Annotated in this window: 9 protein-coding genes; all 9 read right to left on the bottom strand. The window is 74.2% G+C overall.

All coding sequences use genetic code 11. The features are described 5' to 3' along the window. Positions 1–97: 97 nt before the first annotated feature. Entirely contained in the window at positions 98–946 is an 849-nt protein-coding gene (locus BJY16_RS13055) for a 4'-phosphopantetheinyl transferase family protein (RefSeq protein ID WP_185039718.1), read from the bottom strand. Further along, positions 943–2,694 carry an acyl-CoA dehydrogenase family protein gene (locus BJY16_RS13050; protein ID WP_185039717.1) on the bottom strand — a complete coding sequence of 584 codons (1,752 nt, stop codon included), beginning with the start codon at positions 2,692–2,694 and terminating at the stop codon, positions 943–945. The genes BJY16_RS13055 and BJY16_RS13050 overlap by 4 nt, the downstream gene beginning before the upstream one ends. Then, complete coding sequence (locus tag BJY16_RS13045) at positions 2,645–4,354, bottom strand: acyl-CoA dehydrogenase family protein (RefSeq protein WP_185039716.1); 1,710 nt, start codon at positions 4,352–4,354, stop codon at positions 2,645–2,647. The genes BJY16_RS13050 and BJY16_RS13045 overlap by 50 nt, the downstream gene beginning before the upstream one ends. Beyond that, positions 4,351–5,964, bottom strand: coding sequence for a PfaD family polyunsaturated fatty acid/polyketide biosynthesis protein (locus tag BJY16_RS13040; RefSeq protein WP_185039715.1), 1,614 nt, complete (start codon positions 5,962–5,964; stop codon positions 4,351–4,353). Before BJY16_RS13040 ends, BJY16_RS13045 begins: the two co-directional genes overlap by 4 nt. Continuing rightward, a complete protein-coding gene (locus BJY16_RS13035; RefSeq protein WP_185039714.1) occupies positions 5,961–12,935 on the bottom strand; it encodes a beta-ketoacyl synthase N-terminal-like domain-containing protein in 6,975 nt (2,324 codons plus the stop codon). Before BJY16_RS13035 ends, BJY16_RS13040 begins: the two co-directional genes overlap by 4 nt. A gap of 64 nt (positions 12,936–12,999) precedes the next feature. After that, positions 13,000–20,733, bottom strand: coding sequence for a type I polyketide synthase (locus tag BJY16_RS13030; protein WP_185039713.1), 7,734 nt, complete (start codon positions 20,731–20,733; stop codon positions 13,000–13,002). A gap of 30 nt (positions 20,734–20,763) precedes the next feature. Next, positions 20,764–21,693 (bottom strand): thioesterase domain-containing protein, encoded by a 930-nt coding sequence (locus tag BJY16_RS13025; RefSeq protein WP_185039712.1) that lies wholly within the window; start codon positions 21,691–21,693, stop codon positions 20,764–20,766. Continuing rightward, positions 21,677–21,952: an acyl carrier protein gene (locus BJY16_RS13020; RefSeq protein WP_185039711.1), complete on the bottom strand. Its 276-nt coding sequence runs from the start codon at positions 21,950–21,952 to the stop codon at positions 21,677–21,679. Before BJY16_RS13020 ends, BJY16_RS13025 begins: the two co-directional genes overlap by 17 nt. A gap of 47 nt (positions 21,953–21,999) precedes the next feature. Continuing rightward, positions 22,000–23,304 carry an NAD(P)/FAD-dependent oxidoreductase gene (locus BJY16_RS13015; protein WP_185039710.1) on the bottom strand — a complete coding sequence of 435 codons (1,305 nt, stop codon included), beginning with the start codon at positions 23,302–23,304 and terminating at the stop codon, positions 22,000–22,002. Positions 23,305–23,317: the final 13 nt, after the last annotated feature.

Raw genomic sequence — 23,317 nt, 5'->3', positions numbered from 1 at the left:
ATCCGCCGGACGCCGCCGCCGGTCGGGGTGCCGCTGGCCGCCGGCGGCCTGGCCGGAACCGGACGGGTGCCCGTCCGGCTCCGGCTCGACGCGAGACTCAGACGATCCCGAGGCCGGTCAGCCCGGACAGCCGCTCGGCGCGGATCGCCGGCCCGGTGATCCGCGGGTCGCCGGGAAGCATCAGCTCCCGGCCGGCGTCGCGGATCCGCAGCCGGATCGGCGGCTCCGCCTCGCCGCGCCGGACGGCCACCCCGAGCAGGTGCGCCGGCGGCACGTCGAGCAGGCCGAGCTGCCAGAGCCCGCCGCCCGGGCCCAGCGTCGGGTCGCTGAGCACCGGCACGCCGGCCGGCGAGTCGTACACCTCGAAACTGTCGAAGCGCCGTTGCAGGCCGAGCCCGAGCGCCTTGGTGTAGGCCTCCTTGAGCACCCAGTACCCGCTGAACGTCCGCCGCCGCGCGCCCTCGTCGAGCCCGCCCAAATGGGCCTGCTCGCGGGCGGTGAGCACCTTGCCGGCCAGCCGGACCGCCTCCGGCCGGGCCGGCCACCGCTCGGTGTCCACCCCGGTCCGCCGGTAGCGCGACACCACGCAGGCGATCAGCCCGTCGGTGTGGCTGACGTTGAAGTCCAGCGCCCACCGGTTGCCGCCGACGATCTCCGGCCGCCCGTACGGCCCGGCCCCGAACCGCCACCGGTCCGGCGGCAGGCCGGCGTACCGGGACAGGGCGTACCGGGTCAGCATCCGGGCGCCGAGGAACCGCAACCGGCTGTCCGGCCGCACCAGCCGGTCCCGGCGCCGTCGTTCCTCCTCGGTCAGCAGCAGCTCGGCGTCGAGCACGGTGGCGAGCCCGGCCACCGCGGACTCGGCCAGCAGCCAGATGTCGGCCGCGCCGTGCAGGCCGGCGACCTCGGTCTCGGCGCTCACGCCGACCGGCCACATCGTGGTCATGACGTCCGTCCTCCCTCCGAGAGCCAGAAACGCGACGGCCAGGCCCGGAACCCGAACGACCGGCCCTCCTGGTGCAGGGTCAGCAGCGCCCGCGCGGTGTGCTCCACCGCCTCCGGTTCGGCCAGCGGCGCGGTCGGGTGCAGCACCTGCCACAGCCGGGCCAGGCAGACGTGCAGCACCGCCGGGTCGGCCAGCCGCGGGTCGATCACCTCCCGGCCGAAGCGGAACAGGTGCACGCAGGAGGCGGCGGCCAGCACCACGCAGTAGCGTTTCGCCAGCTCGTACGCCTCCGGCCGGCGCGGCGCGGCCCGGCCCCAGGCGGCCCGCAGCGCGGTCAGCTCGGCCCGCATCCGGTCCAGCTCGCCGAGGAACTGCTCGCCGAGCTTGGCCGGCCCGGTCCAGCCCCGGTCCCGGAGCCCGGCCACCGACTCGGGCAGGGCCAGCACCGCGTCGTCGATCCCGCGGTTGTTCAGCTCCTGCGTCCACGGCTCGTACGCCGCGGCCGGCGGCCGCAGGTCGAACAGCTCCCGGGCGGTCACCGCGGCCGCCGCCCGCCGCTCGTCGCCGGCCGTGGCCGCGGTGTCCAGCAGCTGCCCGAGCTGGGCCACGATGTTCTTCAGGTTGACCACGGTGTTGCCGTCGGCGAAGTTCGCCACCGGCAGGTCCCGGGCCATCTTCTGGAACAGCGCGTGCGGCCCGGTCCGCAGGTAGTGCCGGGCGCCGAGCACCACGGCGAGCTGGCCGACCGCGCGGTCCAGCATCGTGGGCAGCAGGTACTTGGCCGCCGACGACCAGACGCTGACCTGCTTGGGGGCCACCTGCAGGGCCCGGACCGCGCCGGCCGCCATCGCATCGGCGATCAGCAGCTCGGCGAAGCACTCGACCAGCTGCCCCCGGGAGTACGGGATGTCGGCCACCCGCTCGCCGAAGATCTCCCGCTCGACCGCGAAGTCGAGGGTGGTCCGCAGCGCGGTGTCGGCGCAGCCCATGGCCAGCCCGTTGATGTTGATCCGGACCAGCTGGCTGGCCTTGAGGGTGATCTCCAGCCCCTGGCCGACCCGGCCGATCAGCGCGTCGTCGCCGACCCGGCAGCCGTCCATCCGGATGCCGCTCATGTCCAGCCCGCGCAGCCCGTGCAGCGGCTCGTTCGGCAGGTCGGTCCAGGAGCCGCCGGTGATCCGCCGCTTCTCCACCGCGAAGATCGAGTACGCGCCGGGGCCGGGCCGGTCGTCGGTCCGCGCCTGCACGCACACCACGTCGGCCAGCGAGCAGTTGCCGATCAGCCACTTCTCGCCGTCCAGCACCCAGCCGCCGTCGACCTTGCGGGCCCGGGTCTCGTTGGCCAGCACGTCGCTGCCGTGCCCGCGTTCGGAGAGGCCCCAGGCGATCTTCCCGCCGGCCCGCAGCAGGTCGCTGTGGTACTGCCCCTGCTGATGAGTGCCGGCGATCCAGATCGGCATGAAGCTCAGGCAGGCGATCGACATCGCGGTCGCCGCCGTGGCGTCCCGGCGGGCCACCGCGCGGATCAGGTGGAGCCCGTCCTCGACGTGCACCGCCTTGCCGCCGTGCGCGACCGGGATGATCCAGTCCTGCAGCCCCCAGGTCCGCAGCGCGGCGAGGAACTCGTGCGGGTACTCCTCCCGCTCGTCGAGCTGGAGCGCCCGGACGGCGGGCATCCGGCTGCCCGGGTCGGCCGGGTCACCGAGGTACTCCTCCAGGCTGCGCATCGCGTCGGCCAGTGTGGTCATCCGTCTCACCGCCTCTCTCCACTGAAGACCCCCGAGCACCGGCCGACCGGACAGCGGCGGCCGTCACCATCCCGCCGCCACCGATCAGCGACCGCACCGCGTCCAGCGCCGCCTCGCTGTCGGCACCGGCCGGGTCCCGGCCGTCGGCGCGCAGCAGCAGGTACGACAGGCAGGCGACCAGCCAGCCGGTGTCGCCGGGCGGCGTGCCGTAGAGCGACACGTCCCGGTTGTGCCACCAGAGCAGCGCGCAGGCGGCCGCGGCGTGCAGCAGGCACCACCGGTCGGCGTGCCCGGTCGCCGCCGCGGACAGGGCCCGCTGGGCCTCGGCGGTGGCGGCGGCCAGTTCGGGCAGCCGCTCGGCCAGCTCGGTGAGCAGCTTGCCGGCGTCCGGACCGGCCGCCGCCACCAGCTCGGGCAACAGGCCGGCATAACCGAGCGTGACGTCGTCCACCGGGCGTACCCCCAGATCCAAGGCCGCCACCCGGAGCGGCGGCAGGGCCGTGCCCAGCCGGAACGTCGCCGTCAGGCGATCCCGGCGGTCCTGGTCGAGCGGCGGCGCCGGAGCCGCGTAGCGGGCCACGTGCATCGCCGCGGACCGCAGGTTGCCCGGCACGCTGGTGTCGATCACCGGCACGATGGACGCGTCCCGGCGGGCCTTGTCCAGCACCGCGCCCAGGCCCCCGGCGAGCACCGCCCGGGCGCCCAGCGCGTCGCCGCAGCGCCGCAGCGCGTCCTCGGCGAGCAGCGGGGCGACCCGTTTGACGGTGTGCGACCAGAGCGCGAACCGGGCCGGGGCGACGTGCACCCCGCGGCTCGCGGTGATCGTCATCGCGTCGATGATCAACAGTTCGGTGGCGGCCGGCGCGGGCATCCGGCCGGCCCGGAACGCCACCCGCAACCCGGTGTCCGCGGCGGCCACGCTGGCCGCCGTGCTCATCAGCCGGACCACCTGCTGGGCCCGCAACGCCGCCTCCAGCCCGCGCCCGACCCCGCCGAGCACCGCGCTCGCCGGCACCGGCGTGCCCCGGAACTCCAGGTCGGCGAAGTCCACGCCCCGCATCCCCAGGGTCGGGGTGGGCGCGTGCCGGACGGTGTCCGGGTGGTCCAGCGCCGCGGAGTCCAGCAGCACCGCGGTGAACGCCGCCGGACCCCGGCCGCCGGTCCGGGCGACCAGGTAGACCGCGTCCGCGGTGGCGCCCCGGCCGACCAGCCACTTGCGGCCATGGAGCCGGTAGCCGCCGCCCTCGTCGGAGGAGCGGTCCAGCCGGCACTCGCCGGCCAGCACGTCGCTGCCGGAGTTCTCCTCGGACAGTGCGAACGCGACGGTGCCGCCGGACACCACCAGGTCGGCGACCGCCGCCTCGGGACAGGCGGTCAGCGCGGCGATGCTGAACATGGTGGCCGGCATGACCGCCAGGTCGCGCCGGGCGGCCGCCCGGACCAGCAGGTGCGTGACGTCCAGCCCGCGCAGCCGGCCACCGAGCGCGGCCGGCACGTAGCACAGGTGGAAGTCGCGCTCGCGCAGCCGCTCGACCAGCGCGGTGTTCGGCCGCGCCGCGGTGTCGGCGGCGACCGCCGCGGCGAACCCGTACGGATTGTCGTCCCGCCACGGGTCACCGAGCGCCTCGTCGAGCTCGGTGACCTCCGGGTAGCCGCTCATCGCAACAGCGCCAGGTCGGGCGCCTGTTCACCCTGCGCCAGGGCCGGACGGTAATCGGTGGCGCCGGCCACGAAGTCGGCGCCGGCCGCGCGCAGCTGCGCCACCCGCAGGTGGAACGCCGCCCCGGTGAGCAACTGGCCGGCCACGTCGACGACACCGCGGTTCTCCGGCGCGGCCAGGTAGCTGCCCCGGGTCCAGTCGTTGAACGCGCCGATCGCCGGGCCGCACCAGATCTGGTAGTCGGCCAGCCGGTCGGCCTCGCCCACCTTGGCCCACCGCGAGGACATCCCCAGGTACCAGCGGAACACCAGGGCCATCTGCCGTTTCGGGTTCTGCTCGGCCCGCTCCACCTGGGCCGGGTCCCGCCGGTTGAAGTAGTCCCGGGTCTCCGCCCAGACGTCGGCCAGCGGGCGGCGGAAGACCTGCCGTTCCAGCTTCTCCCGCTCGGCGTCGGGCAGCGCGTGCAGGCCGTCGTAGGTGCGGTACAGCTCGTACAGGCGCTTGGCGCGCATCCCGAACATCGTGCCGCGCTTGAGGACCTGCAGCTCCACGCCCATCTCGAACATGTCGGCGGCGGGCGCCATCTGGCAGTCGGCGATGTCCGCCCGGGCCAGCAGGCCGCGCACCGCCGGCGAGGTGCCGGACTCGACGCAGGCCTGGTTGACCGACCCGGTGACGATGTACGCCGCGCCCATCGCGAACGCGGCCGCCGCGGCCTCCGGGGTGCCGATCCCGCCGGCCGCCCCGATCCGCGGCGCGTCCGGGTAGCCGTAGTCGCGGCTGACCTGCTCGCGCACCCGCAGCAGGGTGGAGAGCAGCGCGGCCAGCGGACGCCGGTCGGTGTGCCCGCCGGAGTCGCCCTCGGCGGTCAGGTCGTCGGCGACCGGCACCCGGCGGGCCAGCTCGGCCTGCTCGGCGGTGATCGAGCCGTCCTCGACCAGCTTGGCCAGGATCGGCTCCGGCGCCGGGCGCAGGAACCGCTCGCCCAGCTCGGGCCGGGACACCTTGGCGATCACCCGGTTGCCGATCAGCACCCGCCCGTCCGGGCCGGGCCGCAGCCCGGCCGCCCGGTACCGCACGATGTGCGGGCTCAGGTCGAGGTACGCCGAGGCCTCCACGCACGGCACGCCGTAGCGCAGGAACAGCGAGACCGCGTTGCGTTCCAGCGCCTCCTCGCTCGGGCTGTGGATCAGGTTGCAGGCGTACGGCAGGCCGGGGATCTCCCGGACGAAGAACTGCAGCGCCTTCTCGATCCGCTCGGGCAGCAGGCCGGCCGCCCCGAACGAGCCGAGCATGCCGGCCCGGGCCAGCGCCACGACCATCTCCTCGGAGGCGATCCCGCCGGCCATCGCGCCGCCCATGTAGGCGTAGCGCAGCCCGTGCGCGGCCCGGAACTGCGGCGAGCCGAGCCGGTCCGGCGGCAGCGGCGGCGCCGACGCGAGCAGTTCGAGGTCGCCGCTGGTGGCGGCCGATCCGCCGGTCACCACACCGGTCCCGCGGGCGTCGCGGACGATGTGGCAGGCGGTGTCCAGCCGGGCCAGCGCCTCCCGGGCGCCGGCGGAGTCGAATCGGGGCACGTCCGAGCCGTGCCAGTACAGCGTCCCGCTCATGCCGCGCCCCCTCCAGGCCGCACCTCGACGGCGAGGTTCTCCAGTTCGTAGATGCGCAGGCCGGGCTTCCACAGGCTGGCGTCGCCGATCAGCACCAGCCGGCCGTCGTCCGTGCGCACCTCCTTGACGTGCAGCTCGACGTCCATCTCCCGGTCGCCGCGCAGGATCTGCCCGCGGTACTTCCAAGCCAGCTCGACCCCCGGGGCCAGCGCGAAGACCGGGTCGGCGATGCCTTCGGCAAGACCCAGTTCCTTGACGTACGCCCGTACCGCCTCGATGATCGCCTCGACCCCGAGCGAGCCGGGCATCACCGGGTCCCGGTAGAAGTGCCGCTCGAAGTACCAGTCCTCCGGCGAGATCGCCCGATGCGCCCGCAGGTAGCCCTTGCCGTGCACGCCGCCGCCGGGCACCACGTCCAGCCGGTCCAGCAGCGCCAGCCGCTGACCGGGCATCCGCGGGCCGGTGGTCTCGGCGCGCACCGCGGCCAGGTCGACGCTGCGCAGCGCGGCCGGCGCCGGCTGCTGCTGGTCCAGCCAGGGCGCCACGAACTTGCCGGCGTCCAGGCCGACCTGGGTGGCCAGCGCCTGGTCGGTGAAGTAGCCGAACAGCGACTCGCCGGTGTAGAACACCTCGCCGTCGGTGGCCAGCTCGTACCGGAAGCGCTGCAGGATCGCGCCCGGCACCGCCTGGCTGGAGAGCAGCGTCGAGGTCTGCCGGATGGTCTTGCCGCGCAGGTCGACCGGGCGGGTCAGGGTGGCGTGGCCGTCCAGGTTGCGGATCGCGTACTCGCGGTCCGGGTGGCCGAGCGTGGCGCCCAGGTAGTAGCCGAGCAGGATGGCCGCCTGCAGGCTGGACTCCATGTAGACGAAGTTCGGCATGAACGGGTCGCCGTTCTCGGCGTAGTACCAGGCCTCCGGCGGCGAGTCGTACTCGGTGACCATCACCGCGCCCGGCTTGAGCCGGCCGCGCTCGCCGGACAGGCCCATCACCCGGTCGACGTAGAGGAAGTCGCCGTTCGGGATGTACGGCGCCCGCACCGTCCGGTAGATCTCGAACTCGGTCCCCATCGCGGTGGCCAGGTCACCCTTGGCCGCGTGCGCCATGTGGAACTCGCTGAGCATGGCTCGCTCCCCGGCGGCGTTGCGCCGGCCCAGGTCCTCGGCCACCACCCCGCCGTCCCCGGGCCGGTACGGGCTGCCCGGCTTCTCCTCGACCCGGATGCCCAGCCCGGTGATGCTGATGACCGGCTTGTCACCCAGGTAGACGAGCACGTCGGCGACCAGGTACGGCCGCTCCAGCAGTCCGATGTCGACGATCTCCACCTCGTACCGGATCTCCCGGTGCCGCGGGGTGATCTGCCCGCGCACCTTGACCTCGGTCTCCAGGCCGGGCACCGGCTGGAACCGGCTGTCCGGCAGGCACAGGTGCAGCCCCACGGCGAGCGCGTAGGTCTGCAGCAGCTGCACCGCGCCCTCGGCGACCAGCGAACCGGCCAGCACCGGGTCGTCCGGGAAGTGGCTGGTGAAGTACCAGCCGTCCGGCACCAGGCGCTTGACCGCGGAGACCGCGCCCAGCCCGGCCCGGCCACCGGTCCGGTCCAGCCGGGTGACCTCGTCGACCATCAGCAGGTCCCCGGTGGGCAGCCGCAGCGACGGGTTCAGCCCGCCCTGGTCGAACGCCGGCCCGAAGACCGCCGCGATCTCGCCCCGGCCCAGCCGGGCGATGTCCGCGGCGGACAGGCTGGTCCGCGCGGTCCGGGCCAGCGGCTTGAACTGCCCGTCCCGCGGGTAGTCGCGCTGCTTGCGGGACAGCTCGGCCAGGTTGACGCCCTGCGAGTCGGCCAGCTCGGCGTCGGTGAAGAAGCCGGCGCAGGCGTTCTTCAGCTCCAGGATCAGCTCGTCGTCGGCGAAGCACTGGTAACGGAAGAAGAACAGCGTCGGTCCGGGCGTCTTGACCCAGCGGTCGATCCAGATGTCGTAGCGCAGCCGCTGACCCTCGCGCGGCAGCTTGCCGTGCCACTCCAGGGCCGAGTCGAGCAGCCGGTAGATCCGCTCGCCCCGGTTCTCGAAGTCGATCCCCAGGTAGGCGGCGAGCAGCATGTCGCACTGGCCGGCCTCGATCGCGACGGCCGGCGGGACCTGGCCGTCGACCAGGTACCAGGCGCCGCGCGGGACGTCGTACTCGGTCCGGATGAAGGCCGGCTCGAACCTGAGCGGCTCGGCCTCCAGCGCGGTGACCCGGCTGACGAAGTGGTAGGGCGGCGCCGGCAGGCGGACCCGGCGGCCGGCCTCGTCGATCGGGGCGTACCGGTCGCCGAAGACGTTGGCGACCTTGCCGGTGGCGAACTCCAGCAGGTCGTCGGCGTCGAAGATGACACCCGGCGGCTTGGTCTTCGGCTGCCTCGGTCCGCGCAACAGTCCGACCACCTGTTCCTGCAGCTCACGCTGGGCGGTCAGGACGGATCGGTGCACGTCCACCGTCTGCTGGCGCAGGGCGCGCACCAGCTCGGGCAGCGAGCCGCCGGCCGGGACGGTGACCGACACCGGCGGCGGCAGCAGGTTCACCGGGACGGACCCGGAAGCGACGGGGACTGAGGAGGTGGCGGGGACGGCGGCCGGGTAGGGCACCAGCCCGGCCGGTTCGCCGTCGAAGGTGATCGCGGGCACGGGATCGCTGTTCATGGGCAGGTCCGTCTCCGAGCGGTGGGTAACGGGTTCGGGTTCGGGCGCCGGCCGGAGCCGGCTCACGATCGGGGTGGCGGCCGCGGCGACCAGGTCGGCGACGGATTCGCCGCCGACCATCACCCGCCGGCTGGGCGCGGCGGTCACGGCCGCCGGCGCCAGGGCTTCCAGATTCACCGGTACGCCGTGGCTGACGAGCCGCGCGACGACCCGGGCGAACCCGGCCGCGTCCGGAGCCCCGCGCCGGGCCACCGGCTCGCACACGCTCGCCGCGGCGCCGAGCGTCTCGCGGATCCACCGGCTGCACGTGCCGCCCGGGCCGACCTCGACGAAGTAGCGGTAGCCGCGGTCGTACGCGGCCCGCACCAGCCGCGGGAAGTCCACCGTGGAGCGCAGCGTCTGCGCGATGTCCGCGGCGATCCCGTCCTGGTCGAACCGGGCGATCCGGTCGTAGTGCGCGGCGCTGAACAGGTCCAGGTCGGTGACCGCCTGGGTCGGGTACCGGTTGAGGTCGGCCAGCTCGGCCACGTCGCCGTCCACCACCGGGCAGTGCATGACGTGGTTGGCCGGGGCCCGCGCGCTGCGGCACCCCAGCTCCCGGACCAGCTCCGCGCACTGCTCCGGAGCGCCGGCCACGACCACCTCGCGGGGCGTGTTCACGTGGGTGAGGAAGACCCGGTCGAAGCGGGGCAGCGCGGCGCGCACCGCCTCGGCGTCGGCCAGCAGCACCAGGGTGGTCCAGACCTGGGCGTCCGGCACGTCGTCCGGGATGCCCCAGAGCTCGCGCACGGTCCGCTTCGGCCCGCACAGCCGGTCCCGGAACAGCGGGGTCGCGGCGATCTTGGCGTCGTTGCGGGCGCCCTGCCGCCAACCGCCCAAGGCGAACATCATGCTGCTCTCGCCCAGGCTGTAGCCCAGCCCGCCGTGCACCCGGACGCCCAGCGAGCGGCGCAGCGCCTCGGTGTGCAGCAGCGCGAAGCTGGTCCCGGTGGCCAGCATGAACGGCACGTCCTCGAGCAGCCGCCCCTCGGCCCGCATCAGGTCGCGCCGCTGCGGCGCGGTGACCGAACGCGGGTAGAGCATCCGGCTGCGCAGCACGTCGGCCGGCCGCTCGGCCTGCTCCTCGAACCACGGCAGCAGGCCCGGGAAGCAGCGGAAGAACTCGTCGCCCATGCCCAGGTAGGTGTTGAAGGCGCCCGGGTAGACCAGCGCCACCTTGCCCTCGGCGCCGATCGGGCGGGGCGTGAAGTAGCTGCCCGCCGGGGTGGCCCACTCCCGGCCCTCGGCGATCGCGGCGTCCAGCTGGGCCAGCGCGCTGTCGCACTCGCGGAGCAGGGCGGCGCGGTCGGTGGCGCAGAAGACCACCCGCAACCCGTCCGGACGGCGGCCGGCCGCCCCCTCGCGGCACAGCGCGGCCAGGTCGGCGCCGTCCGCGACGGCCTGGCGGACCGCCTCGACGGCCACCCGCAGCGCCTCCGGGCCGGGCGCCTGCACCGGCAGCAGCAGCGGGCCGGCCGCCCGGTCCCAGTCGGTCGCGACGTGCGCGCCGTGCGGCTCGGCGCCGGCCAGCACCAGGTGGGCGTACGTGCCGCCGGTGCCGAGCACGCTGACCGCGGCCCGGCGCGGCTCGTCCCGGCGCCGGCGCAGCCACGGCCGGCTCTTCGCGGGCAGGTAGAAGCCGGACGCGTCGAGCAGCTCCGCGTACCCGGCGGCCGGCCCGGTCCAGCCCGGCACGGCCGGCAGGTAGCCGTGGTAGAGGCAGAGCGCGGCCTTGGCCACGCCGGCCAGCGACCCGGCGATCTGCGCGTCCCCGACACCGGCGGTGATCGACCCGAGGGCGGCCGACGCCGGGCCGGTCCGCTCCGCCGACCAGATCCCGGCCAGCGCCGCGAGCTCGGCCCGGTCCTGCCCGGCGATCCCCCCGGCGTGCAGCTCGACCAGCTCCACCTGGTCCGGGGTGACCCCGGCGGCGTCCAGCGCCTGCCGGGCCACCGCGGCGATCGTCGCCGGGTCGGCGGCCGGCTCGACCGTGCCGGACCCGCGGATCGCCAGGGCGTCGACGGTCGCGTACACCCGGCCGGTGGCCGGGGCCCGGGTGACCAGCAGCGCGATCGCGCCCTCGCCGACCCGCCAGCCGTCCTCGCCGGGACCGTCCGCGAGGGACAGCCCGCGGGTGCCGGCGGCGGCCGCCAGCCGGGCCCGGGCCGCCTGGTTCTCCGGGCCGCCGGCCAGGTCGACCGCGCCGACCAGCACCGCCTCCACGCTCGCGTCGCGCAGCAGCAGCGCGGCGACGTCCAGCGCGGCGACCCCGCCGGCGCTGTCCCCGCAGAGCGCGAACGACGGCCCGGTCAGGTGCCAGGTGGAGGAGATCCGGCTGGCCACGATGTTGCCGATGTAGCTGAGCACCTCGGTCGGCTCGATGCCGTCGTGGATGCCGTCCCGGGCGGCGCGGACCAGGCCGGCCACCGCCTCGGCGTCGCCGGCCAGGTCCCGGTCCGCGCAGGCGGCGCGGACCCGTTCGCCGACCGCGTAGCGGACCCGGTGGCCGTGCGCGGACGGCTCCATCTCCATCGCCACCACGACCGCCACCCGGCGGCCCGGACCGGACCGGTCGGCGGTGGCCGGCGGCCGGTACCCGGCGTCGCGCAGCGCGTCGTCGGCGGCCCCCAGCATCAGCAGCTGCTGCTGGTTGAAGTGATCCAGGTCGCGCGGCGGGATCCGGTAGCGCAGCGCGTCGAAGTCGAAGCCGTCCAGGTAGCCGCCGTCGACCGGCGGCACCCCGGTGTCCCCGGCGGTGAACCCGCGCCAGCGGTGCGGCGGCAGCGGGCCGAACCCGTCCCGCCCGTCGTGCACCGCCCGCTCGATCGCGTCCCGGCCGGCGAACGGGCCGAGATGCCCGCCCAGGCCGGTGATCGCCAGGCGGGCCGGCGCGCTCGGCGCCGGTGCCGGGGTCGCCGCGCCGGAGGTCACCGGCTGGGACAGCACGATGTGCGCGTTGGTGCCGCCGAAGCCGAACGCCGACACCGCCGCCCGTCGCGGCCCGTCCACCGCCGGCCACGGTCGCGCGGCCCGGACCAGCCGGTCGGCCGTGTCCGCGCCGTCCAGCGGCTCGTCCACGCCGATGGTCGGCGGGATGGTCCCGTGCCGCAGCGCCAGGATCACCTTGATCATGCTGGACAGCCCGGCCACGGTGAGCAGGTGGCCGATGTTGGCCTTCACCGAGCCGAAGTACGGCAGCCCGCCCCGCTCGCCGAAGAACTGCCGGATGCCGGCCAGCTCGGTGCTGTCGCCCAGCGGCGTGCCGGTGGCGTGGCACTCCAGGTACTGCACGTCGGACGGGGCGATGCCGGCCTCCGCGTACGCCCGGGTGTACGCGTCCAGCTGCCCGCGCACGTTCGGGGCCAGCAGATGCCGGCCGGCGCCGTCGTTGGTCAGCGCGATCGCGTCGATCACCGCGTAGATCCGGTCGCCGTCCCGCTCCGCGTCGGCGAGCCGCTTGACCGCCACCATCCCGGCGCCCTGGCCGGTCAGGATGCCACCGGACCGGGCGTGGAACGGCTGGCTGAACCCGTCCTCCGGGTAGGCGTGCAGGTCGGCGAAGGAGAGGTGGATCAGCGTCGGGTCGGGGGCGCAGACCCCACCGGCGAGCATCACGTCGGCCCGGCCGGCGGCCAGCTGGTCGCAGGCCAGCTTGACCGCGTAGAGCGCCGACGAGCAGGCCGCGTCCAGCGCCAGGGCCGGGCCGTCCAGGCCGAGCGCGGCGCCGACCACCCGGGCCGGCATGCCGCCCGGCCAGTTGTCGTGCGCCTCGGCGGCGTCCCCCGGGCCGGCCGGCTCCGGCCCGCCGAACCCGGCGAACCCGGCCCGGTCCAGCCCCTCGCCCACCGCGCTCCACCACGGGCGGCCGGCCGACCGGGTCGAGCCGACCGTGGGGAACGGGTAGTTGCCCAGCACCACCCCGACCCGGCCGGCGCCGGCCGTCACGTCGGCCAGCGCCTCCCGGGCCACGTGCAGCGACCAGTGGAAGACCTTGTCCAGGCCGGACAGGTAGCCGGCGGGCAGGCGGTAGCCCGCCGGGTCGAAGGTGAAGCCCCGGACGAAGCCACCGCGGGTGCAGTAGACGCGGTGCTCCCCGGCCGGCTCCGGGGCCGGCTCGCGGCCGGCCCCGAAGATCTCCGGAGTGCCGTCGGTGCGGCTGTCCACGCCGCCCACCAGGTTGGTCCAGAACTCGCCGAGCGACGACGCGCCCGGGAACAGACACGACATGCCGACGATGGCGAACTTGTCCATGCCTACGCCTCTCTCTCCGGTCCGGTCAGGGCCGCCGTGACGGCCCTGACCGGACTCCGCCGGCTCAGACCGCGACCGTGTCCAGGGCGCGGGACTGGGCGAACCGCTCGTCCAACTCGTCGCTGAGCACCACCCGCACCCCGGCGAAGCGCTGCAGCACCCGCCCGTCCGGCGCGTAGGCGGTGACCGTGCAGGTGACCGCGGTCCGGCCGGGCTGCACGTCGTCGACGGCGATCAGGAAGTCCCCGTCGTCCGGCAGCGCCTCCCAGGAGGTGATCTCGTCGATCGCCATCGGCAGGCTGGCCGCCGCCCGGAACTGCCGGACCCAGACCAGGGCCGCCTGCAACAGCAGGTCGGTCAGCACCGGGCTGTGCCGGTCCGTCGCGTACGAGCCGCCCGCCACCGTGGCGTCGGCCAGCCGGCCGCGGAGCACCAGCCGTTCCGGCGCGCTGGCCAGCACGGTCCGGATCCCGCTCAGCGTCGGCCCGTGGAAGAGCGTGCCGTCCCGGTAGAGCCGGGTGGCGTCGCTGCCTCCGCCGGCCGCCAGCCGGGCGATCTCCGGATCCGGCGCGGGCCGGGCCGGCGCCGGGCCGAGCACCAGCTCGGCGCCGTAGCTCGGCCGTTCCGGCCCCTGGTCGGCCCGGGCGAACAGGGTGGCCCGCACCCGGCCGTCCCCGGCCGCGGCCGCCTGCAGCCGCAGCGTGCCCGGGGCCGCCGGGTTCACCGTGACCCCCTTGAACACCTGCACCGCCCGCAGCTGGGTCACCTCGGCGCCCCAGTGCCGCTCGACCAGCCGGCTGATCGCGCCCACCGCGAAGGTGGCCGGCAGCAGCCGCTCGGTGCCCACCGTGTGATCGGCGAGCGCGGTCTCGCCGGCGATCGGCGCCAGCGACCGGACCACCTCCAGGCCGCCGGTGACCGGCGCGGTGGCCGGCTGCGACAGCGGCGTGTCCGGCCCGATCACGATCACCGTGTCGGCCGCCCGGCCGGCGGTGAACTGCTCGGCGAACATCCCGGCCCCGGTGGCCGCCGGTACCAGCGTCACGCCTCGCTGCGCGAACATCTGCCGCAGCTGGTCGGTGACCATCCCGCCGTCCCAGGCCCCCCAGTTGATCGAGGTGACCCGGGTGCCCGGGCGGGCCGCCCGCAGGCCGGTGGCGATCCGGTTCAGGCCCTCGTTCGCGATCGCGTAGTCGGCCTGCCCGCGGTTGCCGAAGAAGCCGGCCACCGAGGAGAACAGCACCACGTGCCGCAGCCGGTCGCCGTCCAGCGCGCCGAGCACGGTGTCCAGCCCGAGCAGCTTGGTGGCCAGGACCCGCTCGACCGCCGCCGGATCCTTCTCCACGACCAGGCGGTCGGCCAGGACTCCGGCCCCGTGCACCAGACCGCTCACCCGATTCCGGTACGGGCTGAGCGCCGCCGTGGTGGCCGCCGGATCGAGCACGTCCACCGCCAGGTATTCGGCTCGGGCGCCGGACCGGGTCACCTTCTGCAGGGTCGCCCGGATCTCCCGGCCGGCCTCGATCCCCTGCCCGATCCGCTGCACGTCCCGCGGGCTCGGCGCCGCGCCGGTCGCCTTCAGCCGGGCGAAGATCGCCGCCTTGAGCGCCGGGCCGGTCTGCCCCACCGCCCAGTCCGGCTCGTCCTCCAGCGGAGTGCGGCCGAGCAGCAGCAGCCCGCACGGGAAGTTCGCGGCCAGCGCGGTCAGGCACTCCGCGGTCACCCCGCGAGCCCCGCCGGTGACCACCAGCAGGTCATCCGCGGTGAGCCCGCTCGGCGCATCGCTGGTGAACCCGGTCCCCGCGCCGGTGGCGAGCCCGCTCGGCACGCCGCCGGCGGCCGCGGAGTCGGCCGGGGCGAGGCCCGGGACGGTCCGGGTGGCGCCGTCCAGGCCGGCCTCCCGCACCGCGCGGTCCACGTCGGACAGCTCGGCGCGCAGCAGCTCGGCCGCCCGGGCGGCCCGGATGCCCGGCGCCAGGTCGACAGCCCGGCAGAACAGCTCCGGAGCCTCGATGGCCAGCGTCTTCACCAGGCCGCCGAGAGCGCCGAGCAGCGTGGTCGGACCCTGTCCGCCACCCAGGCCACCGGCCCCGTCCAGGCTGCTGACCACGGCGTAGGTGCTACGCCCGGTGCCCGCGGTGGCCTGCAGCGACCGCTGGGTCACCTTGGCCACCAGCAGCGCGTGGGTCAGCCGGCGGACCGCGGCGGTGGCGTCGGCCACCGGCGCGGCGGCCACCTGGACCACGACATCCAGCCGGCCGGTAGCGGCGACCAGACCGTCCACGAGGGACTGCAGGGTCGGCGCGGACCAGTCGTCGAGCTGCTGCGCGCCGGTGGCGGTGCTGCGCACGCCGGGCAGAGCGATCACCCGGACGTCCACCCCGTCGGCACGCAGCGCGGCGACCACCGCCGCGGTGATCGGCGCACCGTCGTCGACGACGACCGCGACCGAGCCCGGCGCGTAGGCGTTCACCAGCACGTCCGGAGCCGCGACCGCAACCCGCACGTAGCGGGTCCGAGCGATCCCGGCTTCCGCCGGATAACTCACCGTCTGAGCCGGCGGAGCCGCCACCACACTCGGACCAGCAGCCGTCACACCGCCAGCCGCTCCACCACCAGCGGCACCGCCTCCGGCCGCTCCACCTCCGGCCAGGAAGGTGACGATCGCGTCCAGGGTCGGCAGCTCACCGATCTGGTCGGGCTCGACCGACACCGTGCCCGGGAAGCGTTCCTGCAGCTCACCCATGATCTCGACCCGCTTGATCGAGTCGATTCCCAGGTCGGCTTCCAGGTCCATCCCGGGTTCCAGCATCTCCGCCGGATAACCGGTCTTCTCCGCCACGATCTCCAGCAGAGCGCCCCGAATCTCCTCGACCGCCGCGCCGTCCACAACCGACGGAGCAGACGCGACAGGCACCGAGACGGCAACCTCAGCCACCGGAGCAACCGGCGAAGGCTGAGCAATCTCGGTCACCGGCACGACCGCAGCCGGCCCCGAACCCGCGGGCGCAGCAGCCGCCGGCGCAGGAACCGCCGGTACAGCAGCCGTCGGCGCAGCGACCGCGGGTGCAACAGCCCCCGCCGACCCACTGCCCGCCAGGAAGGCGACGATCGCGTCCAGCGTCGGCAACTCACCGATCTGATCCGGCTCAACCGACACCGTCCCCGGGAACCGTTCCTGCAGCTCACCCATGATCTCGACCCGCTTGATCGAGTCGATCCCCAGGTCGGCTTCCAAGTCCATCCCGGGTTCCAGCATCTCCGCCGGATAACCGGTCTTCTCCGCCACGATCTCCAGCAGAGCGCCCCGAATCCCCTCGGCCACCCCACCATCCACAACCGACGGCGCAGCCGCGACCGGCACCGAGACGGCAACCTCGGCCACCGCGGCAACGGCCGGCTCGGGCTGGGCAATCTGGGCCGCCGGAGCAACGGCCGGCTCGGGCCGGGCAATCTCGGCCACCGGAGCAGCGGCCAGGTTGGGCTGGGCCACCGGAGCCGCCGCGGGAATCACAGGTGCAGAAGCCGTCGGCGCAGAAGCCGTGGATCCGCTGCCCGCCAGGAAAGTGACGATCGCGTCCAGCGTCGGCAGCTCACCGATCTGATCCGGCTCGACCGACACCGTCCCCGGGAACCGTTCCTGCAGCTCACCCATGATCTCGACCCGCTTGATCGAGTCGATTCCCAGGTCGGCTTCCAGGTCCATCCCCGGTTCCAGCATCTCCGCCGGATAACCGGTCTTCTCCGCCACGATCTCCAGCAGAGCGCCCCGAATCTCCTCGACCGCCCCACCATCCACAACCGACGGAGCAGACGCGACAGGCACCGAGACGGCAACCTCAGCCACCGGAGCAACCGGCGAAGGCTGAGCAATCTCGGTCACCGGCACGACCGCACCCGGCCCCGAAACCGCGGGCGCAGCAGCCGTCGGCGCAGGAACCGCCGGTACAGCAGCCGTCGGCGCAGCGACCGTGGGTGCAACAGCCCCCGCCGATCCACTGCCCGCCAGGAAGGCGACGATCGCATCCAGGGTCGGCAGCTCACCGATCTGATCCGGCTCGACCGACACCGTGCCCGGGAAGCGCTCCTGCAGCTCACCCATGATCTCGACCCGCTTGATCGAGTCGATCCCCAGATCAGCCTCAAGATCCATCCCCGGCTCCAGCATCTCCGCCGGATAACCGGTCTTCTCCGCCACGATCTCCAGCAGAGCGGCACGGATCGGCCCCGCCGCCGCCTCGTCCACGACCGGTGACACCGGCCCCGCCGGAACAGCAACGGGCGGGACGACAGCGACCGGCTCACTAACGACCGGCGCGGGGACAGCGACCGGCTCGACGACAGCCACGGGTTCGACGACAGCCACCGGCTCGGGAACGACGATCGTCTCCGGGACGGTCACCTGCGGCGGCACCGGAATCACTTCGGGCACCACGACGGTCTCCGCCACCGGGACGGGGACCTCGGCCACCGGGGCCACCGGCAGCTGCTCCCGCTCCGGCACCGCCCGCTGGGCCGGCACCGGCGCACCCGTACCCGGCTGATAGGTGGCCAGGAAGTCGACCAGCACCCGGCTGGCCCGCACGTGCGCGTCAGCCACCGCGTCCCCGAACCCACGGACCAGCGACAGCGCCTGGACCAGGTCCTCCGACGCGTCATCGGTGCGCCCGGCCAGGGCGGCAGCCGCCGCCTCGGCGACCCGCACCTGGCCTTCCAGGTATTCGCCGTGCAGGGCGAGCTGCTCATCGGCGAACCGCCTGATCTCGGCGTACGCCTCAAGGTCCGCACCGGCGTCCGGCGCCGTGACCACCGCGGCCACCGAGAGGTCCGCGACCACCGGCTGCACCGCGACCACCGGGTCCGCGGCGACGATCGGGTCCGCCGCCACGATCGGGTCCGCCGCGACGATCGGGTCCGCCGCGACCACCGGCTCGGCCGGGGCCGCCGGAACGGTTCCGGTCAGCTCGTAGGGTGTGGCCAGCAGTTCCCGGTACGCCGCCCGCCGCTCCGGCGAGACGAAGTTGATCCCGGTCAGCGGGATCGCCATCCCCTTGCCGGCCGGCTCCACCCAGGCCGGCGCGTCGTACCGGTCGATCCCGCTGATCGGCAGGCCGAGCACGGCCAGTTCCAGCGCCGCCCGCTTGAGCGCGACCTCGCTGTCCTTGCCGGGCCCGGCGTCGGTCGCCACGCACACCGCGTCACGGTCGCCGAGGATCCGGCGGACCAGGCCGGTGAGCACCGACTTCGGCCCGAACTCGCAGAACACCCGGACGCCGGCCGCGTACATCCGCTCCACCGCCGCCGCGAAGGCGACCGGCTGGCGCAGCTGCTCGACCAGGATCTGGCGGTTGGCCGCGACGTCCGCCCCGTACGCGAATCCGGGTGTGTTGGCCTCGACCGGAAGCCGCGGCGCGGACATCTCGACCGACTGCACCGCGGACCGGAAGGCGTCCACCGCGTGCCCGACGAAGCTGGTGTGGAAGGCGGCCGCGACCGGCAGCCGGGCGGCCCGGATGCCCCGCGTCCCGGCGTCGGCGACGAGCCGGTCCACCTGGTCGGTGGCGCCACCCACGACGATCTGGTCGGGAGCGTTCAGGTTGCACACGCTGACGCCGGGATGGTCGGCGAGCAGGCTGCGCACGGTCGCCTCCGGAGCGGTCAGCGCGGCCATCGCGCCGGCGTCACCCCCGGCCGGCGCGGCCATCGCCCGGCCACGTGCCCGGGCCAGCGTGAAGAACGCGTCGTCGTCGAGCGCTCCGGCCGCCCACAGCGCGGTCAGCTCGCCGAAGCTGTGCCCGGCCACCGCGTCCGGACGCAGGCCCAGCTCGGTCAGCCAGCGGTACTGGCCGGCCGCGAGCGCGCCGATCGCGGGCTGCGCGTATTCGGTACGCCGCAGCGCGCTCTCCTGCCCGGCCCGGGCGTCGTCGCCGAAGACCGGCGGCGGGAACACCACCCGGGAGAGCACCTCGTCCTGGTCGGCGAAGTGCGCGTTGGCCTGGTCGAAGGCGGCCCGCACCGGCGGCACGGCGAGCGCCGCGGCGGCGCCCATCTCGACGTACTGGCTGCCCTGGCCGGCGAAGAGCGCGCCGACCTTGGCACCGGCCGGCAGCGCGGCCCGGCGGTAGACCACGCCGCGCGGGTGCGACCAGGCGTCCTCGGTCCGGGACCGGAGCTGGGCGCCGGCCAGGTCGCGCAACTGCGCGTACTCGTCGGCGGTGCGGTAGACGAAACCGATCCGGGCGTCACCGGCCGGCACGTCGCCACCCGGCTGCCCGGCGTCGGTCCCGGCCACCGCGGCGGCCAGCGCGTCCCGGTCGGCGGCGTGCCAGAACGCCACCCGGGCGGTCGGGCCGAGCACCACCGGGCGCTCCGCGCCGTGGTACTCCTCCAGCACCACGTGGAAGTTGGTGCCGCCGAACCCGAACGACGAGACCGCGGCGCGGCGGGCCGGGCGGCGCGGGTGACGGATCCACGGCCGGGTCCGGCTGTTGACGTAGAGGCCGGTCTCGTCGAACTTGGCGGCCGGGTTGGGCCGCTGCACGTTGATGGTCGGCGGGAGCACCTTCTGGTGCAGCGCCAGCGACAGCTTGATCAGACCGGCGGCGCCGGCCGCGGCCTTGGTGTGCCCGATCTGGCTCTTCACGCTGCCGACCGCGGCGAACTGCCGCTCGTCGCTGGCCGCGCCGAGCACCTCGGTGAGCGCGGACAGCTCGGTGTGGTCACCGACCGCGGTGCCGGTGCCGTGCGCCTCGAACAGCTCGATCGACTCCGGGGAGACGCCGGCGTCGGCGTACGCCCGGCGCAGCGCGACCATCTGCCCCTCCTTGCGCGGGGCGTAGATGCTCTTGAACCGGCCGTCGCTGGACGAGCCGATGCCGCGGATCACCGAGTAGATGCGGTCGCCGTCGCGCTCCGCGTCGGCCAGCCGCTTCAGCGCGACCATGCCCATGCCCTCGCCGATCAGCGTGCCGTCGGCCTGCTCGTCGAACGGCCGGATCTGCCCGGACCCGGAGAACGCCGGGGTCTTGGAGAAGCAGAGGTACATCAGGATGGTGTTCTCGGCGTCGCACCCGCCGGTGATCATCAGGTCGGCGCGGCCCTCCAGGAGCTCGCTGATCGCCACCTTGACCGCGCTCAGCGAGCTGGCACAGGCGGCGTCGACCGTGCAGTTCATCGCGCCGAGGTTGAACCGGTTGGCGATCCGGCCGGCCACCACGTTGCCGAGCATGCCGGGGAAGGAATTCTCCTCCCATGGGACGAAGGCGGCCTTGAACCGCTCGACGATCTCGTCGGTGTCCTGCTCGGACATGCCCATGCTGCGGGCCGCGGCGCGCAGCACCGGGCTCTGCAGGCGGGCGGAGAGCGGCTGGGTCAGCGAGTTCGCGCCGGTGACCCCGAGCACCACGCCGGTGCGGGCGGCGTCGTACCAGTCCGAGCCCTCGGCGCCGGCGTCGCGCAGCAGATCCCGGGTGACCACCAGGCTGAGCAGCTGGAGCACGTCGGTGACCTCGAGGGTCTTCGGCGGGATGCCGAACTCCATCGGGTGGAACGGCACCGCCGGGAGGAAGCCACCGCGGCGGCAGTAGGTCCGGTCCTCGGCCGCCGGGTCCGGGTCGTAGTGGTCGTCGATCTTCCAGTGCGTTTCCGGTACGTCCTCGATGCAGTCCGCGGCCTCGACCACGTTGTTCCAGAACTCACGGAGGTTGCGGGATTTCGGGTAAAGCGCGCTGAGGCCGACGACGGCCACAGGGGTGTCCGCCAGACGGCGAAGCATCTCGCGCTCGGCAGCGTCACTCACGAGTACCTCGCTTCGTGAAACTTTCAACGGTCAGGAGGTCGGTGCCGGAGCCTGCCGGCGCAGTGGGGTGCCCTCGCTGCGGGAGAAGTGGTGTTGCATAACCAGATCCGCGACCGACCGCCAGACGGACGGTTCACGCAGCATCGTGTAGTGATCTCCGGTACAGCCGTGCATCGCGAACCGGCCGCCGGCCAGGTCCGGCCAGCCCAGGGCGTCGTGGTCGGGCAGCAGGGAGCCGGCCGGTTTGAGCAGCGTGACCGGCAGTTCGGCCGGCGGCGGCCGGTATCCGGCCACGATCCGGTTGTTGCGGGACAGCCCGCCGAGGAACGTGCGGTAAAGCTTGAGCAGACCGGCCTCGGGCGTCTCCGGGGCCAGCACGCCGGCCCCGACACACCACCGCAGCAGCCGCCGGAGCCGTTCCGGTTCGGAGCCGGCGCGCAGGTCCACGCCGGCCGGCAGGACGGCGTCCCGCTTGGCGCACAGGTACATGCCGAACCAGCGGATCAGCATGTCCCCGTCGACCAGGTCGCGTTCCGCGTCGCCGAACCGGGGCACCGGCGCGATGCTGTCCAGCAGCACCAGCGCCGCCCGCCGCCGCTCGGCGGTGACCGCCAGCTGGTAGGCGAGCACCCCGCCGAACGACCAGCCGGCCAGCACGGTCGGCACACCGGGCCGGTCCGGCAGGGCGGCGGCCACCCGCGCCGCCAGGCCCGGCAGGTCGAGGTCGACTCGACCGGCCGGGTCGGCGGCGTGCAGGTATTCGGGGATCGCGTCCAGGACGGCGACGTCCAGCGCGACGTCGCCGGGCAATTCCGCGGCCAGCCCGTGCCATCCGGTGACCGGCATCGCCCCCGGATGCACCGCGTGCACCTGCAACCGGGGCGCCGGGCCACCGTCGGCCAGGGTGGTGACCAGCGCCGGGGCCGGCCGGCGCGGCGGCCGGTCAGGCACCGGCGACATGGCGGGCGTGCTCCTCGGCGATGTGCTCGGCGAGGGCCGCGATCGTCGGGTGGTACCAGAGCGCGGTGGCCTCCATCTCGAAGCCGAGCCAGCTCTCCAGCTCGCCGGCCAGGATCAGCGCCTCGGTGGAGTCCAGGTCGAACTCGTCGAAGTACTGGTTGACGTCGATGCTGTCGGCCGCGACGTTCAGGCGGACCGCCAGCTTCTCGACCAGCCACTGCTGGATCTGGCCGGCGGTGAGCACGGTGCTCTGGGACATCGGAACTCCTCCTTCTGCTTCTGCTTCTGCGACGGTTTCGGTGCCGGTCACCGGGCGTCGCCGGTGGTGTCCTGCTGGCGGGCCACCTCGACGCGGCGCGCCGCGTGCAGCCCGGAGACGAACGCGGCCTCGTGCGAACCGACCAGGTCGGGGCCGATCTTCGGGGAGTGGAAGTAGGAACCGGCCAGCTTGATCCGGCCGGTCCGGTTCACGTCGTAGATGGTCTTCTGCATCGCCCGCACGCCGAGGTCGATCACCGGGTGGGTGTAGTCGATCTCCTTGAGCACGGTCTCGTCGCGCGGCTGCACCGGGCAGTCCAGCGTGACGAAGTAGTCCCGCTCGGCGTCCAGGTCCTGCAGCGGGTTCATGTAGTAGGCGACCCAGGTGCGGACCCGGTCGTCCACCGTCTTCTTGCCGTAGTTCCAGCTCTGCCACCGGCTGCGGTCGGCCGGCAGCACCGCCGGGTCGGTGTGCAGGACCGCCTTGGTGGCGCTGTACCGGACCGTCTCCAGCACTCGCTGCTGCTCGCCGGTCGGGCGCTCGAGCAGTTTGAGGGCCTCGTCGGCGTGGGTGGCCAGGACCACGTAGTCGTACTCACGGGCGCCGCCGGTGCTGGTGACCACCACCCGGTCGCCGTCGTCGCGGATGCCGATCACCGGTTCGGAGAGCCGGACCCGGCCGCGGATCGACTCGACGATGCGCCGGACGTAGTTGATGCTGCCGCCGTCGACGGTCTTCCAGTTCACCGACTTCCCGCCGAGGCCGCCCTCGTCGTGCGACATGTAGAAGGCGATCACCGTGGTGGCCGGCATCTCCCAGATCAGCTCGGCCGGCACCGACCAGACCGCGGTGGCCAGCAGCACCACGTAGCTGTACTTGAACTCGTCGCTGTAGCCGTTGCGGTCCAGGTACTCGCCGAGCGGCACGTTCGAGCGCCCGCGCAGGAAGTCGCGCGGCGCCTCGGTGTGGAACCGCTTCGCCTCGCGCCAGATGGTCTGGAACGCCTGCGGGTACTTCGCCCGGACCACGTCCTCGTCCAGCGCCAGCTCGCCGGTGCCGTAGTTCAGGCCGCTGTCCACGTCGAAGAAGTTGAAGCCGCCCTGGTGGTCGAGCGTGGCCACGCCGAGGTCCGCGAAGAACTGGCTCAGCTGCGGATAGGTGCGTGCGTTGAACACGACGAAGGCCGTGTCGATGCCCAGACGCTTCCCGTTCTCGTCGACCTCGATCGTGTTCGCGTGACCACCGGCGTAATCGTTCTTCTCGTAGACGGTGACGTCGATGTCCTCGGGCAGGTGATAGGCGGTTGAAAGACCGGCGACACCCGCGCCGACCACGGCAACCGAAGTGCTCATTACAGTCCCCTGT

The sequence above is a fragment of the Actinoplanes octamycinicus genome (genome assembly GCF_014205225.1).
GTDB classification, from domain to species: Bacteria; Actinomycetota; Actinomycetes; order Mycobacteriales; family Micromonosporaceae; genus Actinoplanes; species Actinoplanes octamycinicus.
The sequence above is the reverse complement of the archived record's forward strand: the minus strand, read 5'-3'. Positions and strand labels throughout refer to the sequence as shown.

Coding starts and splice junctions, on each gene's coding strand:
- BJY16_RS13055 (WP_185039718.1), bottom strand. CDS start 946: ATGACCACGATGTGGCCGGTCGGCGTGAGCGCCGAGACCGAGGTCGCC.
- BJY16_RS13045 (WP_185039716.1), bottom strand. CDS start 4,354: ATGAGCGGCTACCCGGAGGTCACCGAGCTCGACGAGGCGCTCGGTGAC.
- BJY16_RS13050 (WP_185039717.1), bottom strand. CDS start 2,694: ATGACCACACTGGCCGACGCGATGCGCAGCCTGGAGGAGTACCTCGGT.
- BJY16_RS13025 (WP_185039712.1), bottom strand. CDS start 21,693: ATGTCGCCGGTGCCTGACCGGCCGCCGCGCCGGCCGGCCCCGGCGCTG.
- BJY16_RS13020 (WP_185039711.1), bottom strand. CDS start 21,952: ATGTCCCAGAGCACCGTGCTCACCGCCGGCCAGATCCAGCAGTGGCTG.
- BJY16_RS13035 (WP_185039714.1), bottom strand. CDS start 12,935: ATGGACAAGTTCGCCATCGTCGGCATGTCGTGTCTGTTCCCGGGCGCG.
- BJY16_RS13015 (WP_185039710.1), bottom strand. CDS start 23,304: ATGAGCACTTCGGTTGCCGTGGTCGGCGCGGGTGTCGCCGGTCTTTCA.
- BJY16_RS13040 (WP_185039715.1), bottom strand. CDS start 5,964: ATGAGCGGGACGCTGTACTGGCACGGCTCGGACGTGCCCCGATTCGAC.